Consider the following 16,819-nt stretch of genomic DNA (forward strand, 5'->3'; position numbering starts at 1 on the left):
TTTGTGCCATTGTTTGTTGAAAACTTTATATTTAATTAATATGGGCATAAAATTTAGAATTGTACTATTAACCACCTTGTTAGGAGCCGTAGGTTGTGCACAACCACAAAAAAAATCATATGCAATACACACGGTTGCATTTTATAATTTAGAAAACTTGTTTGATACCATTCGCGATGAAAGTATTTACGATGAAGAATGGACGCCAAATGGGGAAAGAAATTGGGATGGAAGAAAATACAACCAAAAATTAGAAAATTTAAGTAGAGCTATATCAGAGTTAGGTACAGACGAAAACCCTAATATGCCTACCATTCTAGGTGTTTGCGAATTAGAAAACAAAAAGGTGTTAGAAGATTTAGTAAATATGCCTAAATTAAAAAGTGCAGCTTACGGTATTGTACACTATAATTCGCCTGATCGCAGGGGTATTGATGTAGGTTTGTTATACCAAACAAAACATTTTAAACCTACTAGTTCAAAAAATATACCTTTATATATTTACGATAAAACACAAGATAAAGATAGTAACAACGGAAAAGGCAAGCGTATTTATACACGTGATCAATTGTTAGTTTCAGGCTTGTTTGATGGCGAAGAGATGCATTTTATAGTAAACCACTGGCCATCACGCTCAGGCGGTGAAAAGAAAAGTAGTCCAAACCGCGAAGCCGCTGCAGCTTTAAACAAAAAAATAATCGATTCGTTACAACAAATCAACCCAAACGCCAAAATTTTTACTATGGGCGATTTAAACGATGGACCGTATAACAAATCGGTAAAAGAAGTGTTGAACGCTAAAGGTAAAAAAGACGATGTTGAAAAAGGCGATGTGTTTAACCCAATGTACCAATTGTATAAAGAAGGTCACGGTACAATAGCTTACCGCGATGCTTGGGATATTTTCGATCAAATAATTATTAGTGAACCTTTACTAAGCAAAGAATATTCATCATACAGATATTGGAAAACAGGTATTTTTAACAAACCATTTTTAACTCAAAAATCGGGGCAGTACAAAGGCTATCCATTACGAAATCAGTTAAGCGGAGAACCAGGTTTTAGCGACCACTTTCCAGTTTACATATACCTAATAAAAGAACAAAATTAAGAATTAAGGCTGCCCATTTGGGCAGCCTTTGTTTTTAAAACTTATTGTAAATTAATTTTGTAGCAATTTTTTTTTCAATAACTTAGTTAGCTCTTAACTTTATAAAACGTTAAGAGCGTATGATACACCACTAAAATTAGTATCTTTACACAAATTTTTATTAATTAAAACCAACAACGCAAGTTGTTCTATATATATGGCATGTACTAATTGTTCTACCAAAACAAACGATTCTGGCATACCAAAAGGCTGCGGTAGTAATGGTTCTTGTGGAACCGATAGTTGTAATAAACTAAGTGTTTTTGACTGGTTGTCTAACATGCACTACCCATCAGGATTTGAACCTTTTGATGTAGTAGAAGTTCGTTTTAAAAACGGTAGAAAAGATTTTTATAAAAATACCGAAAAACTTTCCTTACAAATAGGCGATGTAGTTGCTACAGAAGCTAGCCCAGGGCACGATATTGGCGTTGTAACTTTAACAGGTGAATTGGTTAAAGTACAAATGAAAAAGAAAAAAGTAAATCCATACGGTGAAACTTTAAAAATTTACCGCAAAGCAACCCAAAAAGATATTGACATTTGGAGCGATGCACGTAATAAAGAAGAGCCTATGAAAGTGCGCGCACGTGAAATTGCAATTGAATTAAAGTTAGAAATGAAAATTTCTGATATTGAATTTCAAGGCGATGCATCAAAAGCTACTTTTTATTATACCGCAAACGACCGTGTTGACTTTAGACAATTAATTAAAGAATTTGCACGTGAATTCAGTATTCGTATCGAAATGAAACAAGTAGGCTTTCGTCAAGAAGCAGCTCGCTTGGGCGGTATAGGTTCATGTGGTCGTGAATTGTGTTGTTCTACTTGGTTAACCGATTTTAGAAGCGTAAATACAGCTGCAGCACGTTACCAGCAATTGTCGTTAAATCCACAAAAATTAGCAGGTCAATGTGGTAAATTAAAGTGTTGTTTAAATTATGAATTAGATACATATTTAGACGCACTTAAAGGCATGCCCGATACCGAAACACGTATCAACACTAAAAACGGCGAATTAGTTTGCCAAAAAATTGATATTTTTAAAGAAGTAATGTGGTTTGCATATCCATCTAACAGTGCAAACTGGTTTAAATTTGAAGTAGAACAGGTAAAAGAAATGCTTGCTTTAAATAAAAAAGGTCAAGCTATTGATGCTGTTGAAGAATATGTGTTTGAAGAAGCAGCTACTACATCTTTACAAAATGTTGTAGCAGAAGATAGTTTATCGCGTTTTGATGAACCTAAGCGCAAAAAACGTCCGCAACGCAACAAGAAAAAACCCGAAGCTAAAGACGATACAAATCCACGTGCTAAACGTACCAATGCCAATACGCAACAGCAACGTACACAGCAAAATACGGCTTTAAATACCGAGAAAGCGCCAAACAAAAACACAAAAACCAATCAGCCAACAAAAACGAATAACCAAGTTGAAAAACCTAAGGTCGATTCGGAAAGTGTTAATAATCAAGCGGATACAAATCAAAATAAAGCACGAAAAAAGAATTTTAAAAGACCCAACAAAAATAATACAAATAAGCAAAATCAAAAGCCCAATGATAATAAGCAATAAAAGAAATATCTTTAAAGTTGTAGCTTTATCAACAATATTTGCGGTTATAGGTTGTACAAATACCGATTTTTTTAACGAATACCAATCCTTTAGCAACGGTTGGAAAAAAAATCAACCAGCTGTTTTTTCATTTAACTCAAAAGATACAGTTGCAAAACATAACGCATATATAAACATACGCACAAACAATAAGTATCCCTACAGCAATTTGTTTGTAATTGTAAAAACAATACCGCCAACAGGTAATGCTATTGTTGATACTTTGCAATACCAAATGGCAAATGCAGATGGCACCATGTTGGGTAGTGGCTTTAGTAATGTAAAAGAACATAAATTAATATGGCGCGAAAAAACTACATTTAAAAAACAAGGCGTTTATGAAGTAGAAATTGTTCATGCCTTAAGAAAAGTTAATCAAGTTAAAGGCGATGCTGTTTTAAACGGAATTACCGATGTTGGTTTACAAATAAAATAATTTGCATAAGATATTATGGAAAAAATAGATCAAACTAATAAAAAAGAAATATCCACAAATAAAAGATATTTTAGGTTATTTTGGAAATTATTTGGCGCAGGCCTTGCCTTTATTGTACTTATATTTGCTTTTGCAAATTGGGGTATTTTTGGGGCGATGCCTAGTTTTGATGAGTTAGAAAATCCAGCATCTAACGTAGCTACCGAAATCATTTCATCAGACGGTAAAACACTAGGTAAGTTTTACTTAGAAAACCGTATGCCCGTAAAATATGAAGAACTACCCGAACATTTAGTAGATGCTTTAGTTTCAACCGAAGATGAACGTTTTTATTCACACTCGGGTATCGATGCAAAAGGGACCATGCGTGCAATTTTTACAGCAGGATCTAGCGGAGGGGCTAGTACCATTTCACAACAGTTAGCTAAAAACTTATTTCACGGTAGTTCAGGTTCAAGCAACAAGCTTTTTAGAGTAATTCAAAAAGTAAAAGAATGGATTATTGCCGTAAAATTAGAACGCCAGTATACTAAAAACGAAATTATAGCTTATTACTTAAATACGGTTGATTTTGTGAGTAATGCATACGGAATACGTTCAGCAGCAAATATTTATTTTAACAAAGAACCTAAAAATTTAACTGTAGATGAAGCAGCAGTTTTAGTAGGTATGTTAAAAGCGCCTTCGCGTTACAATCCACGTTTTAACCCAGAGCGTGCCCAAACCAGACGAAATGTTGTATTGGCACAAATGGAAAAAAATGGTAAGTTGAATCATTCTCAAACTGAAAAATTTCAAAATAAACCACTAAAAATAACCTATACACCTGAAACACATACTAAAGGTTACGCAACTTATTTTAGAGAATATTTACGTGATTATATGCGCAAATGGGTAAAAGAAAATCCTAAAAAAGATGGATCTACTTACGATATTTACCGCGATGGATTACGTATTTACACAACAATAGATTCACGTATGCAAGAATATGCCGAAGAAGCTGTTGAAAAACACTTGTCTAACCTTCAAAAAGAGTTTTTTATTCAGCAAAAAGGCAATAAAAATGCACCGTTTATACAAATAAATCAAGCTGAAACAAAGAAAATAATCGACCGCGCAATGCGTAATTCTGAGCGTTGGCGACAAATGAGTGCACAAGGAAAAGAAGAAGATGAAATTATAAAATCGTTCAGTAAAAAAACCAAAATGGCCATTTTTACTTGGAAAGGCGAGAAGGACACCTTAATGACTCCTTTAGATTCTATTGTGTATTACAAACACTTTTTACAATCGGGTATGATGTCTATGGATCCAACAACAGGTAACGTTAAAGCTTGGGTAGGTGGTATAGATTATAAACATTTTCAGTATGATCACGTTGCTCAAGGTGCACGCCAAGTTGGTTCAACTTTTAAACCTTTTGTTTATGCAACTGCCATAGATCAACTTGGAATGAGTCCTTGCGATTATATTTACGACGGCCCATTTACAATGCCTAAAGGGCGTTATGGTATTTTACAACCTTGGTCGCCAAAAAACTCAGCCAATAAATACTATGGTTCTGTAACAATGAAATATGCCTTAGCGCAATCTTTAAACACCGTTACTGCTCGTTTAATGGATCGTGTAGGACCAAAAGCAGTTATAGATTTATGCCGAGATTTAGGTGTTAAATCAGATATTCCAGCATCGCCAGCTATTGCATTAGGTGCCGTTGAGATTACAGTGAGCGATATGGTGGCCGCTTATAGTACTTTTGCAAACCAAGGGGTTTACGTAAAACCACGATTTATAAATAAAATAACAGATAAAAACGGTGTAGTTTTATTCGAATCAAAACCAGAAACTCGCGATGTAATGAATAAAGACATTGCTTATGCCATAGTAAAATTACTTGAAGGTGTTACCGAAGGTGGTTCTGGTGGACGTTTGCGTTATACAGGTGGTGGTGGTGCAGGTTACCATGCCATGACTGGATACCCATATGCATTTAAAAACCCAATTGCTGGTAAAACTGGTACAACACAAAACAATTCCGATGGATGGTTTATTGGTATGGTTCCAAATTTAGTTACAGGTGTTTGGGTTGGTAACGAAGACCGTGCAGCTCATTTTAAATCAACCGTTTATGGGCAAGGTGCTACTATGGCTTTACCTATTTGGGGTATTTTTATGAAGAAATGTTATGCTGATAAATCACTTTACGTTTCCGACGAAGATTTTGAACGTCCATCAAACATCAGTGTTTTAGTAGATTGTTGGAAACGTGTTTCAAACGATTCAGTAAGTACAGGTAATGATAAAAAAGATAGTTTAGCAACACCAACCGAAAGTGTGCCAAAAGAATTTGATTTTTAATATTTAAACGACTTCCTATTATGAAGTCGTTTTTTTTTATATTTTTATACCACAAACAATCTAAAAAATTATGATTAATAAAAAGGTTGCTAATGCACAAGAAGCATTACACGATGTACAAGATAATCAAACCATTATGGTTGGAGGTTTTGGGTTAAGTGGAATTCCTGAAAATTCAATAGCCGAGTTGGTTCGCAAAAATGTAACAGGCTTAACATGCATTTCAAACAACGCAGGGGTTGATGATTTTGGTTTGGGCTTATTATTACAAAAGCGCCAAGTAAAAAAAATGATTGCATCTTACGTTGGTGAAAATGCCGAATTTGAACGCCAAATGTTAAGCGGTGAATTAGATGTAGAACTTACTCCACAAGGAACTTTAGCCGAAAAATGCCGTGCTGCACAAGCAGGTATTCCCGCTTTCTTTACACCTGCAGGTTATGGAACTGAAGTTGCACAAGGAAAAGAAACCCGTGAATTTAACGGTAAAATGTATGTAATGGAAGAAGCTTATAAAGCTGATTTTGCCATTGTAAAAGCTTGGAAAGGCGATGAAGCTGGAAATTTAATTTTTCGCGGTACAGCACGCAATTTTAATGCGTGTATGGCGGGTGCAGGCAAAATTACAATTGCCGAAGTGGAAGAGTTGGTACCTGCTGGTCAGTTAGATCCTAACCAAATACATATTCCAGGAATTTATGTAAAACGTATTTTTCAAGGAGAAAACTACGAAAAAAGAATTGAACAACGAACTGTACGTAAAAGAGATTAATTATGGCATTAGATAAAATTGGAATTGCAAAGCGTATTGCTAAAGAACTGCAAGATGGTTTTTATGTGAATTTAGGAATTGGTATTCCAACTTTGGTTGCAAACTATGTACCTGAAGGTATGAATGTAGAATTTCAATCTGAAAACGGAGTACTTGGCATGGGACCTTTTCCTTTTGAAGGAGAAGAAGATGCTGATATTATAAATGCAGGTAAACAAACCATTACAACTTTACCAGGTGCTGTTTTCTTTGATTCGGCTACAAGTTTTGGTATGATACGTTCACAACATGTTGATTTAACTATTTTAGGTGCAATGGAAGTTTCAGAAAACGGTGATATTGCCAACTGGAAAATTCCTGGAAAAATGGTGAAAGGTATGGGCGGTGCCATGGATTTAGTTGCTTCGGCAGAAAATATTATTGTTGCCATGATGCACGTAAACAAAGCAGGCGAATCTAAAATACTTAAGCAATGTACATTGCCTTTAACGGGTGTTGGCTGTGTTAAAAAAGTAGTAACAGAATTAGCAGTTTTAGAAATTACCCCAAATGGGTTTAAACTTTTAGAACGCGCACCTGGTGTTAGCGTTGAAGATATTATTAAAGCTACTGAAGCTGATTTAATTATTGAAGGAACAATTCCAGAAATGGTTCTTTAAAAAATGAATAAAGAAAATAGAAATAAACACTCAAGCTTATCTAATAACAACAAACAATCTGTTGCTTTTGTTATTAGGTTGGCTTGTGTTTTGTTTAGTTTAATTGCTATTGTTTATATTAGTGTTGTAGGTAAAACAGTGTTGGTACCCTTAGTTATGGGGTTTTTAGTATCAATGCTTTTGTTGCCTTTTGCAAATTTTCAAGAAAGAAAACTAAAATTTCCGCGAATTTTATCTTCATTAATAGCACCTATATTGTTTAGTTTGGTTGTTATTAGTGTTATTTTTTTGATAGGTACGCAAATGGCACAATTTACTCAAGACTTGCCAGAGTTTCAACTTCAAATGGAACGCATTTTTCACGATGTACAAACTTTTGTTTACAACCGTTTTGGCGTTTCAGAAGAAGATCAAATTAAATACATTGCCAAAAATCTAGACGAAGTTTTAAAACGTGGTTCCGGATTTGTTGGTACAGCATTATCATCGGTTACATCAACTTTAGCTTCGGCTACATTTGTGTTCTTAGCAACTTTTTTCTTTTTGTTGTACCGAAGCCATTTGGTTAAATTTTTAATATGGTGTTTTCCTCCAAAAGATCAAAGAAAAGTAAAGGAAGTTGTTGTTGAAATTCAAATCATTATAAAACAATATATTTTTGGCTTGTTTTTGCAATTATTAGCCGTTTCAACTTTAATGTTTATTGCCTACAGTATTATTGGTATAAAATACGCCTTATTATTTGCTATTTTGTGTGGTGTTTTAAACCTAATACCCTACGTTGGTATTTTTACTGCTACTGTTTTAGCTGCTTTAGTAACTTTAGCTACTGGTCAACCTATACAAGCAATTTGGGTAGTTGTAGTCGTTATTGTTGTTAATTCTATTGACGGAAATATTATTACACCTAAAATTATAGGCTCAAAAGTTGCGTTAAATTCTTTTGTGGTATTGTTCGGTATTGTTATTGCCGAATCTATTTGGGGCATTGCGGGTATGTTTCTAGCGATACCTATTTTGGCTATTTGTAAAATTATTTTTGATAATGTTGATGGATTACGTCCTTATGGTTTTGTTTTAGGCGAAGAAGATGCACCTACGCCTTTTTTTGAAAAATATTACAACAGATATTTGTATAGAAAACCTAAAACTACAATTTTACCTAAATCAGAACCCGAAAAAGAACAAATTACTACAGAAAATTCTGATAATAAAGAATCTGACGAGACCAAAGTTTAATCCTATTTCAAACTTTTAATTTAAAAAAATCGACCAATCTATTTTACTACCTTTGTAAAAAAATATTTCAATGGAATTTGAAAAGGTTATATTAAAACAAGGAAAAGAAAAATCGGTTTTACGTAAACATCCTTGGATTTTTAGTGGAGCAGTTTATGGAGTTAGTAGTGAGTTAGAAGACGGCCAAATGGTTGATGTTACTACTTACAATGGTGCGCACTTAGCAACTGGTTTTTACAGCAACAAAGGTAGTATTGCAATACGCGTACTTACTTTTGCCGATGAGGTTTTTAACGATGATTTTTGGAAAAATAAACTAGTCGCTGCTTGGCAATTACGCCAAAACTTACTAAACAGCAACGAAACCAATGCTTTTAGATTAATTCATGGAGAAGGCGATGGAATTCCTGGTTTAATTATAGATTTTTATAACAATAATTTTGTTATTCAGGCACATTCATCAGGCATATACTTTAATATTCGTAAAATAGCTGATGCAATAAAAGAATGCTTTCCTAATTTTTGTGAAACTATTTACTGTAAAAGTGCACAAACTTTACCAAATACAGGTACCGATTTTCATTTATTTGGAACAAATAACGAAACCATTGCTATAGAAAACAATATACAATTTCATGTAAATTGGGTGGAAGGTCAAAAAACAGGTTTCTTTTTAGATCAACGCGAAAACAGAAAGCTTTTACAACGTTATTCACACGGTAAAAAAGTATTAAATACGTTTTGTTATACTGGCGGATTTTCTATTTATGCAATGCAAGCAGGTGCTAGTTTGGTAACATCTGTCGATATTTCTGAAAAAGCAGTAAAACTGGCTGCACAAAACATGGATTTAAATTTTGCAAATAGCAACCATCAAGCTATAGCTTCAGACGTGTTTGAATTTTTGAAAGAAAATAAAAATAAATACGAAGTAATTGTTTTAGATCCACCCGCATTTGCAAAAAACATAAAAAGTAAGCATACCGCAACCCAAGCATACAAGCGTTTAAACATTGCTGGTTTAAAAACTATTTCAAAAGGTGGCTTTTTATTTACTTTTTCATGTTCACAAGTAATAGACGATGTTCTTTTTTACAACACCATTGCTGCAGCAGCTATTGAAGCAGGTAGAAAAGTACGTGTTTTACATAAACTTTCACAAGGACCAGATCATCCTGTAAATATGTTTCACCCTGAAGGTTCTTATTTAAAAGGATTGGTGCTGTATATTGAAGATTAATATGTACATTATAAATAAACCCCATTGCATTTTTATTTTACAATGGGGTTTGTTTTTTTTATTAATAGTTTACTTTTTATTTTTTAAGTAATGATTTAATAAAAAGGTGGTAGAACAATCATGATTCTTAATATCTTGATTATTTAGCTCGGCTTTTATATTATTGGCCAATACTTTACCGTATTCTACACCAAATTGATCAAAACTATAAATGTTCCATATGTACCCTTGTACAAAAGTTTTATGTTCATAAAGGGCTAATAAACTACCTAACGTTTTAGGGGTAAGTTTGTTTATTAAAATGGTATTTGATGGTCTATTACCTTTAAAATCTTTATAAACCGCGTTTTTGTCATTTGAATCGTTTGTATGGTAATTTCCTTCTTTGCCGTTCATTAATGCTTCGGTTTGTGCAAAGAAATTTGCCATAAGTAAATCGTGCAAATCACTAGGAGTAAAAGCGTTTACAAAACCAATAAAATCGGTTGGTATAATTTTGGTTCCTTGATGAAATAATTGAAAAAAAGCATGTTGTGAATTGGTTCCAACTTCGCCCCAAATAATATTTCCGGTTTCATAATTTACAGTATCACCATTTCTATCAACGTTTTTACCATTACTTTCCATTACTACTTGTTGCAAATAGGCTGGTAACATTTTAAGTTTATCAACATACGGAATAACAGCTTCGGTTTCAAAACAAAAAAAGTTATTGTACCAAATGGAAATAAGCGCTAAAATCACCGGAATGTTATGTTTAAAAGGCGTGTTTGTAAAATGGTTGTCCATTTCATTAGCGCCATCTAAAAGTTGTTTAAATTGATTAAAACCTATGGCTAATGCCGTGCTTAAACCAACTGCACTCCATAACGAATAGCGTCCGCCTACATAATCCCACATAGGAAAAATGTTTACACTTTCAACACCATATGCAACCGCTTCGGGTATGTTTGATGAAACGGCAACTAAATGGTGTTGCGTTTTTAAATTATTTTGTAACAACCAATCTTTAAAAATGTTGGCATTACTTATGGTTTCTAACGTTGTAAACGATTTTGATACAATAATAATTAATGTAGTTTCAGGATTTAATTTGTTTTTTAAAGTTTGAATACTATCGTTATCAATATTAGAAATGTAATGAATATTTAAATGATTTTTGTAATTTTCTAGTGCTTCGGTTACCAATTTTGGTCCTAAATCCGATCCTCCAATGCCAATATTAATTACATCGGTAAAAGCTAAACCAGTTGAGCCTTTTAAAGTGCCGTTTATTACATTTTGAGTAAAATGTTGCATTTTGTTTAAAGCATCGTGCACTTCAGCATTTTCAGTTGTGCTTAGTTTACGCAAGTTGGTATGTAAAACTTTACGATTTTCTGTTTCGTTTATAAATGCTCCATTCACTAAAGCATCAATCCCCACTTTTAGGTTTACTTCATTTGCAAGTTCAACCAACAAATCTATTGTTGTTGCATTGATGCGATTTTTAGAGAAATCAACTAAAAAATCGTTCCATTGAATGTGAAATTCATTGGCTCTGTTTTTATTTTCGCAAAAAAGTTGTTGCATTTTTACAAATTGAATATCGTAAAAATGTTGTTGTAGCTTTTGCCAAGAAAGTGTTTCGGTAGGATTTATCTTTAATAAGGGCATTATTTATTAAATTTTGCTTTAAGCATTTTGTCTAAATTGCTTTTTATTGGTTTTATTTTTGTTAAATATTGCGCTAAGTTATTATTGTTCATAGCTATGGCTGTTGGTAGTTTTTGTTTAAGCGGATCTACTTGTACTCCATTTTTCCAAAAACGATAACAAACATGAGGCCCAGTTGCTAAGCCGGTACTACCTACTTTGCCAATTATTTGACCCTGATTTACACGTTGTCCACGTTTTACTAATATTTTAGACATGTGCAAATATTGGGTGGTATACATGCCATCGTGCTTTACTTTTACGTAGTTACCGTTGCCCGATGTGCGTCCTGTTTCAACTACAACGCCTGCGGCTGTTGTCATGATAGGAGTGCCGTGCGGTGCAGCGTAATCGGTACCATTATGCGCTTTAAATCTTTTTTGTACAGGATGAAAGCGGTTTTTTGAAAATTTAGATGTAATGGTAAAGTATTTTAAAGGCGATTTTAAAAACATGGTTCGCATTTGTTTCCCATTTTCATCAAAAAATTGAGTTTCGGTATCGCCAGGTTGTTTGTACGGAAAACCATACACATCTTTTCCATCGTACTTAAAATAGGCGCCAAGTATTTCTTCGGTTCCTACGTAAATAGAATCGTTAATGTATTTTTCTTTTACAGCTAATGCAAATTGATCCCCTTTTTTAAATTTAAAAAAATCAACGGTCCATGCAAAACGTTTAGCTAATGCAACTGCTAGTCCGGGGTCTAATCCTTGGTTTTGTATAGATGTTGATAAAGATCCATCTATTTCGCCAGCAACTGTACGCGTTTTATAACTTACGGGGTAATTTACAGTGTAAGCGTGTATTGAATCGCGAAAATCAATTACCTGAAAGCCTAACTTATTGGGTTCGTAAATCAAAACTTGCAATTTAGAAATAGCTTCTTTTGATTTTAAAAGTGTAAAAGTTTTGCCTGCTTTAATATTTCTAAGGTCAAAAGTGGTTTTTACCTTTTGAACAATATCATAAATTTCGGTTGCATCGTAATTATGTCGAGCTAAAATCATACCTAAATTATCGCCACGTTCAACCGTATCGCGTTCTACATGGTATTCTTTTAACGAAAAACCATATGCGAATTCGGGTTTAGTTTCTTTTTTAACGGTAACAGCTTTTTCAGTTTTATTATCTTCTGTTTTTTTATTGCAAGCTATTAAAAAAGAAACGATGGCAATAGCCGATATCATTTTAAAAAACTTCATTACAAGGCGTCTTTTCCCCAATTAGCTAATTCTTCTTCGCTCCATAATTCAGGGAAGAAAATTCTTCGTTGGTATTGCGGTAGCATGTATTTTTTCCAATCGCTACCACCGGTTGCTTCTTGCGGACCAGCTTCGCTTTCAATGTATTTTTTAGCAGCATTAAAGTGGCCCATTACCCAAGTTATATTAACAGTTTTATCGTAATGACGCATTGCGTTGCGTAATTCTTCATTGTTTTGATCTTCTTCGGGTAACTGTTTAAAGGTTTGCCAAAGGTTTTTGGTGTTGTATTTTTGCATGAAATCAACGAATTCTTTTTTGTATTTTTTTTCGAATTCATTAATTAGATACGATTTTTTTCCGGTAGCATAATCTTTACCAGCTGCTTGCCAATACATGTGTTCTAATGCGTTTTCGTAAGGGGTGTTGCGATCTATGGTTTTGCGGTAACGAGCATCGATTAAATTAATTAAATCTGTTGAAGCAAATTCAATTAAACGGTATTGAGCACTTTGAAAACCACTTGCAGGTGTTAAAGTGTTTCTAAATTTAAGATATTGATCGGTATCCATACCATCGCGCATAATTGTGAACGATGTGGTAAGCATATCAAAATAACGTGAAATTCTTCCTAAACGATCGGTAAAAAAAGTAGTTGTTAAGTTTTCTGCAAAGCAAACTTGTTCAATTTCCCAAAGAATCATTTTAAACAACAGTTCGTTCACTTGGTGGTACATAATAAATACCATTTCATCGGGTAACGTACTGCGTTGAATTTGCAAACTTAGTAAGGCATCGGTTTGTATATAGTCCCAATAAGTAATTGGTTTTTGCCAAAGTAAACCTTCTAAATGTGTGTCTAATTTTTGATCAATTTTGGTGAATTTATCTTCTAATTGGTTTACTTTTTGTAGTCTTTCGTTTGAAATTTCCATTATTTTATTAGTTTTAAATTGGTTTTAATGTTTTTGTATTGAATTAATTCTGCTTTTAAAGAACCAACAAGCAAACTTGCTTGAATTTTTAAAGGTACTTTATTTTCATCATTTGATACCCAAAGTGTTAAACTTTCTTGTTCTTTAAAAACACGTCCTGCCATAACATACGGACGGAATTTCATTGAATTTATCGTACCAAATTTAGTTTTTATTTTTTCATAACCCATGAATTTTAATTTAAATTTAAAGGTTTCGTCATCAAAAAACATATCAATTGAAATAGTTTCTCCAACCTTTATATTGTTTATTTTGTCATGGTTCCTTAGATAATAAAAGGCCGAAATTACATCTTGTACATTATGGGGTACATTATATGTTTTTTGAGTTTTAGCTTTATAATCTTTTAAAAGAACAGTTTTGTTGTTTTGGTTAATAAAACCTTCTTGGTTTTTTGTGTAACCTCCTTCATTTATTTTACGTACAAAGCGGTATGGTAAACCTGTTTCTACATCAAAATAACTTTGGTAATCGTCTTTAACTTTAAAAAATGTTTTAGAAAAGCCAGTTGTATACCCGTCGCCTTTTGCGTGGAATACTTTTTTGCCGTTGTATGTAGTTTCTTTTAATTCTAAAGTAGTGATACCAGCGTTAATAAAGCCGTACGATACTTGAAATTTAAAAAATTCACCTGCTTTAAAAGCATTGTTTTGACCAATTGCTAATGCGGTGGTAAATAGTAGAATTATTGTTAATAAATGGTTTTTCATATCATTTTACAATTTTGTTTGAAAGATACAAAACAATATCTATTCCAAAGTTATTAAAAAACAAAAAACCTAGTTGTTTCCAACCAGGTTTTTATGCTATTAACCAACCAAAAAACTATAAATTATGAAAAATTTATTACACTCAAATAAGGTTATATGATCCCTTATTTTTGTGAGTGCAAAGGTAGGTTTATTTTTTTGATTTTAAAACAATTAATTTTACTTAACTAATATTTAACACAAATGTGTAGTTAAATTATAAAGTACCTCTTTTTTCTTGTTCTCTTTCAATAGATTCAAATAACGCTTTAAAGTTACCTGCACCAAAACCTTTAGCGCCCATACGTTGAATAATTTCAAAGAATAAAGTTGGACGGTCTTCTACAGGTTTTGTAAATATTTGTAATAAATAACCTTCTTCATCAGCATCAATCATAATTCCTAATTTTTGAAGTTCGTTAATATCTTCTTTAAATTTAGACATATGATCTTTTAATCTTTCAGGAATTGCATCGTAATATGCTTGTGGAGGTGTGCTTAAAAATTCTACTCCTCTTGCACGCATATCGGCAACAGTTTTAATAATATCATCTGTAGCAACTGCAATGTGTTGTACACCTTCGTCTTCGTAAAAATCTAAATACTCTTCAATTTGTGAACGTTTTTTACCGTTTGCAGGTTCATTAATTGGGAATTTAATTCTGCCATTACCGTTACTCATTACTTTACTCATTAAAGCAGAGTATTCAGTAGTGATTTGTTTATCATCAAACGATAAAAAGTTAACAAATCCCATTACATCTTCAAACCATTTAACCGCTTCGTTCATACGGTTCCAACCTGTGTTTCCAACCATGTGGTCAATAAATTTTAAGCCAACTGGTTCTGGGTTATAGTCTGATTTCCATTCGCTATAACCAGGTAAAAAGATACCGTTGTAGTTTTTGCGTTCTACAAAAACAAACACTGTTTCGCCATACGCACCATATATACCTGCACGAACAACTTCACCGTTTTCATCGGTTTCAACAGTTGGTTCAAAATAAGGTTTTGCACCACGTTTAGTAGTTTCTTCGAATGATTTACGTGCATCTTCAACCCATAAAGCAATTACTTTTACACCATCGCCGTGTTTTTTAACGTGTTCACCAATTGGCGACTGTGAATTTAAAGCTGTTGTTAAAACCAAACGTATTTTATCTTGTTTTAACACATACGAAGCTCTGTCTTTAACACCTGTTTCTAAACCAGCGTAAGCTAATGATTGAAAACCAAATGCTGTTTTATAAAAATGTGCCGCTTGTTTTGCGTTTCCTACGTAAAATTCTACATAATCTGTACCTAATAAAGGTAAGAAATCTTGTGCTCCTTCAAATATTTTTTCTAATCCGTATTCTACAGACTTTAATTCTTGTGACATAATAATTGTTGTGTTTTGTATAATTGTTGTTTAAACGTAATTTTTTAATAGCAACTATTCAAGCCAAGATAAATAATATTTATCATCGGCAATTTTCATTGCTTCTTCTGTAACCATTAAGGGTTTAAAAGTATCAACCATTACGGCTAATTCTTGGGTATCTACTTTACCAATACTTCTTTCTGCAGCGCCAGGGTGTGGTCCGTGTGGAATACCTGCAGGGTGTAATGAAATATGGCCTGCTTCAATATCATTACGACTCATAAAATCGCCATCTACATAGTATAAAACTTCGTCGGCATCAATATTACTGTGGTTGTATGGTGCAGGGATTGATTGCGGATGGTAGTCATACATACGCGGTACAAATGAACAAATAACAAAAGCATCTGTTTCAAAAGTTTGATGAATTGGTGGCGGTAAGTGAATTCTACCTGTAATTGGTTCAAAATCGTGGATTGAGAATGCATACGGGTAATTGTAACCATCGTAACCTACCACATCAAATGGGTGTGAAGCGTAAACGATATCGAAAATTTCGTCTTTCTTTTTAATTTTTATTAAGAATTCTCCTTTTTCGTCGTGCGTTTCTAATTCTTCAGGTCTACGAATATCGCGTTCGCAAAAAGGCGAGTGTTCTAATAATTGCCCAAACCAGTTGCGGTATTGCTTTGGTGTGTACACAGGTCTGTGCGATTCTACAATAAATAAGCGGTTGTCTTCGGTGTCAAAATCAATTTTGTAAATCATTCCACGCGGAATCACTAAATAATCACCGTATTTAAAAGTTAAGTTTCCTAACATGGTTCTTAACTTTCCGGTACCTTTGTGAATAAAGATAACTTCGTCAGAATCGGTATTTTTATAAAAATAATCAGTGGTTGATTTTTTAGGTGCAGCCAAAACAATGTGGCAATCGCTATTGGTTAAAACAATTTTTCTACTTTGTAAATAATCGTTTTCCGGCAATACATTAAAACCACGTAAACGATACGATTGAATATTGTTTTCTTTGGCAATTTTTGGCGCAACCGAATATTGGTTTTTAATTTCTTTAACCATGGTTGGGCGGTAGTTATGATACATGTTTGTAGACATACCATCAAAACCAACAGTGCCAAAAAGTTGTTCGTAATACAATTCACCGTTAGGTTTACGAAATTGTATATGGCGTTTATGTGGAATTTCTCCTAATTTATGATATATAGGCATAGTTTACTTATTTTAAATTAATGAATAAAAGCATAGGATTGCCTTCTTCATTCGGGATTGCGTTTAATGAAGTATTTTAATTTTGCTAATAATCCTTGCCATGTTTTCATACC

15 protein-coding genes are annotated in these 16,819 nt (G+C 33.4%); 8 read left to right on the plus strand and 7 right to left on the minus strand.

Going from position 1 to position 16,819, the window contains the following annotated elements; all coding sequences use genetic code 11:
• Positions 1-40 precede the first annotated feature (40 nt).
• Positions 41-1,111 carry an endonuclease/exonuclease/phosphatase family protein gene (locus P3875_RS09920; RefSeq protein ID WP_303443809.1) on the plus strand — a complete coding sequence of 357 codons (1,071 nt, stop codon included), beginning with the start codon at positions 41-43 and terminating at the stop codon, positions 1,109-1,111.
• A gap of 99 nt (positions 1,112-1,210) precedes the next feature.
• Here the strand turns inward: P3875_RS09920 and P3875_RS09925 are convergent, their stop codons facing one another.
• Entirely contained in the window at positions 1,211-1,432 is a 222-nt protein-coding gene (locus P3875_RS09925; RefSeq protein WP_303443810.1) for a hypothetical protein, read from the minus strand.
• On the opposite strand from P3875_RS09925, the gene P3875_RS09930 reads away from it, so the two are divergent.
• The 7 genes from P3875_RS09930 to P3875_RS09960 all read left to right on the plus strand — a co-directional run bounded on the left by P3875_RS09930 (position 1,431) and on the right by P3875_RS09960 (position 9,469).
• Positions 1,431-2,726 carry a PSP1 domain-containing protein gene (locus tag P3875_RS09930; protein ID WP_303443811.1) on the plus strand — a complete coding sequence of 432 codons (1,296 nt, stop codon included), beginning with the start codon at positions 1,431-1,433 and terminating at the stop codon, positions 2,724-2,726. The genes P3875_RS09925 and P3875_RS09930 overlap by 2 nt on opposite strands.
• Positions 2,710-3,201, plus strand: coding sequence for a gliding motility lipoprotein GldH (locus tag P3875_RS09935; RefSeq protein WP_303443812.1), 492 nt, complete (start codon positions 2,710-2,712; stop codon positions 3,199-3,201). The genes P3875_RS09930 and P3875_RS09935 overlap by 17 nt, the downstream gene beginning before the upstream one ends.
• A 15-nt stretch (positions 3,202-3,216) precedes the next feature.
• Entirely contained in the window at positions 3,217-5,559 is a 2,343-nt protein-coding gene (locus tag P3875_RS09940; protein WP_303443813.1) for a penicillin-binding protein 1A, read from the plus strand.
• 70 nt (positions 5,560-5,629) lie between these two features.
• A complete protein-coding gene (locus tag P3875_RS09945; RefSeq protein WP_303443814.1) occupies positions 5,630-6,331 on the plus strand; it encodes a CoA transferase subunit A in 702 nt (233 codons plus the stop codon).
• Between the two features lie 2 nt (positions 6,332-6,333).
• Positions 6,334-6,990 (plus strand): CoA transferase subunit B, encoded by a 657-nt coding sequence (locus tag P3875_RS09950; protein ID WP_303443815.1) that lies wholly within the window; start codon positions 6,334-6,336, stop codon positions 6,988-6,990.
• 3 nt (positions 6,991-6,993) lie between these two features.
• A complete protein-coding gene (locus tag P3875_RS09955) occupies positions 6,994-8,229 on the plus strand; it encodes an AI-2E family transporter (protein ID WP_303443816.1) in 1,236 nt (411 codons plus the stop codon).
• 70 nt (positions 8,230-8,299) lie between these two features.
• Positions 8,300-9,469 carry a class I SAM-dependent rRNA methyltransferase gene (locus P3875_RS09960; protein WP_303443817.1) on the plus strand — a complete coding sequence of 390 codons (1,170 nt, stop codon included), beginning with the start codon at positions 8,300-8,302 and terminating at the stop codon, positions 9,467-9,469.
• Between the two features lie 69 nt (positions 9,470-9,538).
• On the opposite strand, the gene pgi is transcribed toward P3875_RS09960, so the two are convergent.
• From pgi to P3875_RS09990, 6 genes are all read right to left on the minus strand, one after another.
• A complete protein-coding gene (gene pgi, locus P3875_RS09965) occupies positions 9,539-11,125 on the minus strand; it encodes a glucose-6-phosphate isomerase (protein ID WP_303443818.1) in 1,587 nt (528 codons plus the stop codon).
• Positions 11,125-12,369 carry a peptidoglycan DD-metalloendopeptidase family protein gene (locus tag P3875_RS09970; RefSeq protein WP_303443819.1) on the minus strand — a complete coding sequence of 415 codons (1,245 nt, stop codon included), beginning with the start codon at positions 12,367-12,369 and terminating at the stop codon, positions 11,125-11,127. The genes pgi and P3875_RS09970 overlap by 1 nt, the downstream gene beginning before the upstream one ends.
• Positions 12,369-13,304 carry a tryptophan 2,3-dioxygenase family protein gene (locus tag P3875_RS09975; protein WP_303443820.1) on the minus strand — a complete coding sequence of 312 codons (936 nt, stop codon included), beginning with the start codon at positions 13,302-13,304 and terminating at the stop codon, positions 12,369-12,371. Before P3875_RS09975 ends, P3875_RS09970 begins: the two co-directional genes overlap by 1 nt.
• Complete coding sequence (locus P3875_RS09980; RefSeq protein ID WP_303443821.1) at positions 13,304-14,074, minus strand: DUF3108 domain-containing protein; 771 nt, start codon at positions 14,072-14,074, stop codon at positions 13,304-13,306. Before P3875_RS09980 ends, P3875_RS09975 begins: the two co-directional genes overlap by 1 nt.
• A 256-nt stretch (positions 14,075-14,330) precedes the next feature.
• On the minus strand, positions 14,331-15,494 hold the full coding sequence (gene hppD, locus P3875_RS09985; protein ID WP_303443822.1) for a 4-hydroxyphenylpyruvate dioxygenase: 1,164 nt from the start codon (positions 15,492-15,494) through the stop codon (positions 14,331-14,333).
• Positions 15,495-15,548: 54 nt separating this feature from the next.
• On the minus strand, positions 15,549-16,706 hold the full coding sequence (locus P3875_RS09990; RefSeq protein WP_303443823.1) for a homogentisate 1,2-dioxygenase: 1,158 nt from the start codon (positions 16,704-16,706) through the stop codon (positions 15,549-15,551).
• Positions 16,707-16,819 lie beyond the last annotated feature (113 nt).

The sequence above is a fragment of the Myroides sp. JBRI-B21084 genome, from assembly GCF_030545015.1.
Classification (GTDB): Bacteria; Bacteroidota; Bacteroidia; order Flavobacteriales; family Flavobacteriaceae; genus Flavobacterium.

Coding starts and splice junctions, on each gene's coding strand:
- pgi (WP_303443818.1), bottom strand. CDS start 11,125: ATGCCCTTATTAAAGATAAATCCTACCGAAACACTTTCTTGGCAAAAG.
- hppD (WP_303443822.1), bottom strand. CDS start 15,494: ATGTCACAAGAATTAAAGTCTGTAGAATACGGATTAGAAAAAATATTT.
- P3875_RS09930 (WP_303443811.1), top strand. CDS start 1,431: ATGCACTACCCATCAGGATTTGAACCTTTTGATGTAGTAGAAGTTCGT.
- P3875_RS09990 (WP_303443823.1), bottom strand. CDS start 16,706: ATGCCTATATATCATAAATTAGGAGAAATTCCACATAAACGCCATATA.
- P3875_RS09920 (WP_303443809.1), top strand. CDS start 41: ATGGGCATAAAATTTAGAATTGTACTATTAACCACCTTGTTAGGAGCC.
- P3875_RS09935 (WP_303443812.1), top strand. CDS start 2,710: ATGATAATAAGCAATAAAAGAAATATCTTTAAAGTTGTAGCTTTATCA.
- P3875_RS09980 (WP_303443821.1), bottom strand. CDS start 14,074: ATGAAAAACCATTTATTAACAATAATTCTACTATTTACCACCGCATTA.
- P3875_RS09955 (WP_303443816.1), top strand. CDS start 6,994: ATGAATAAAGAAAATAGAAATAAACACTCAAGCTTATCTAATAACAAC.
- P3875_RS09950 (WP_303443815.1), top strand. CDS start 6,334: ATGGCATTAGATAAAATTGGAATTGCAAAGCGTATTGCTAAAGAACTG.
- P3875_RS09925 (WP_303443810.1), bottom strand. CDS start 1,432: ATGTTAGACAACCAGTCAAAAACACTTAGTTTATTACAACTATCGGTT.
- P3875_RS09940 (WP_303443813.1), top strand. CDS start 3,217: ATGGAAAAAATAGATCAAACTAATAAAAAAGAAATATCCACAAATAAA.
- P3875_RS09960 (WP_303443817.1), top strand. CDS start 8,300: ATGGAATTTGAAAAGGTTATATTAAAACAAGGAAAAGAAAAATCGGTT.
- P3875_RS09970 (WP_303443819.1), bottom strand. CDS start 12,369: ATGAAGTTTTTTAAAATGATATCGGCTATTGCCATCGTTTCTTTTTTA.
- P3875_RS09975 (WP_303443820.1), bottom strand. CDS start 13,304: ATGGAAATTTCAAACGAAAGACTACAAAAAGTAAACCAATTAGAAGAT.
- P3875_RS09945 (WP_303443814.1), top strand. CDS start 5,630: ATGATTAATAAAAAGGTTGCTAATGCACAAGAAGCATTACACGATGTA.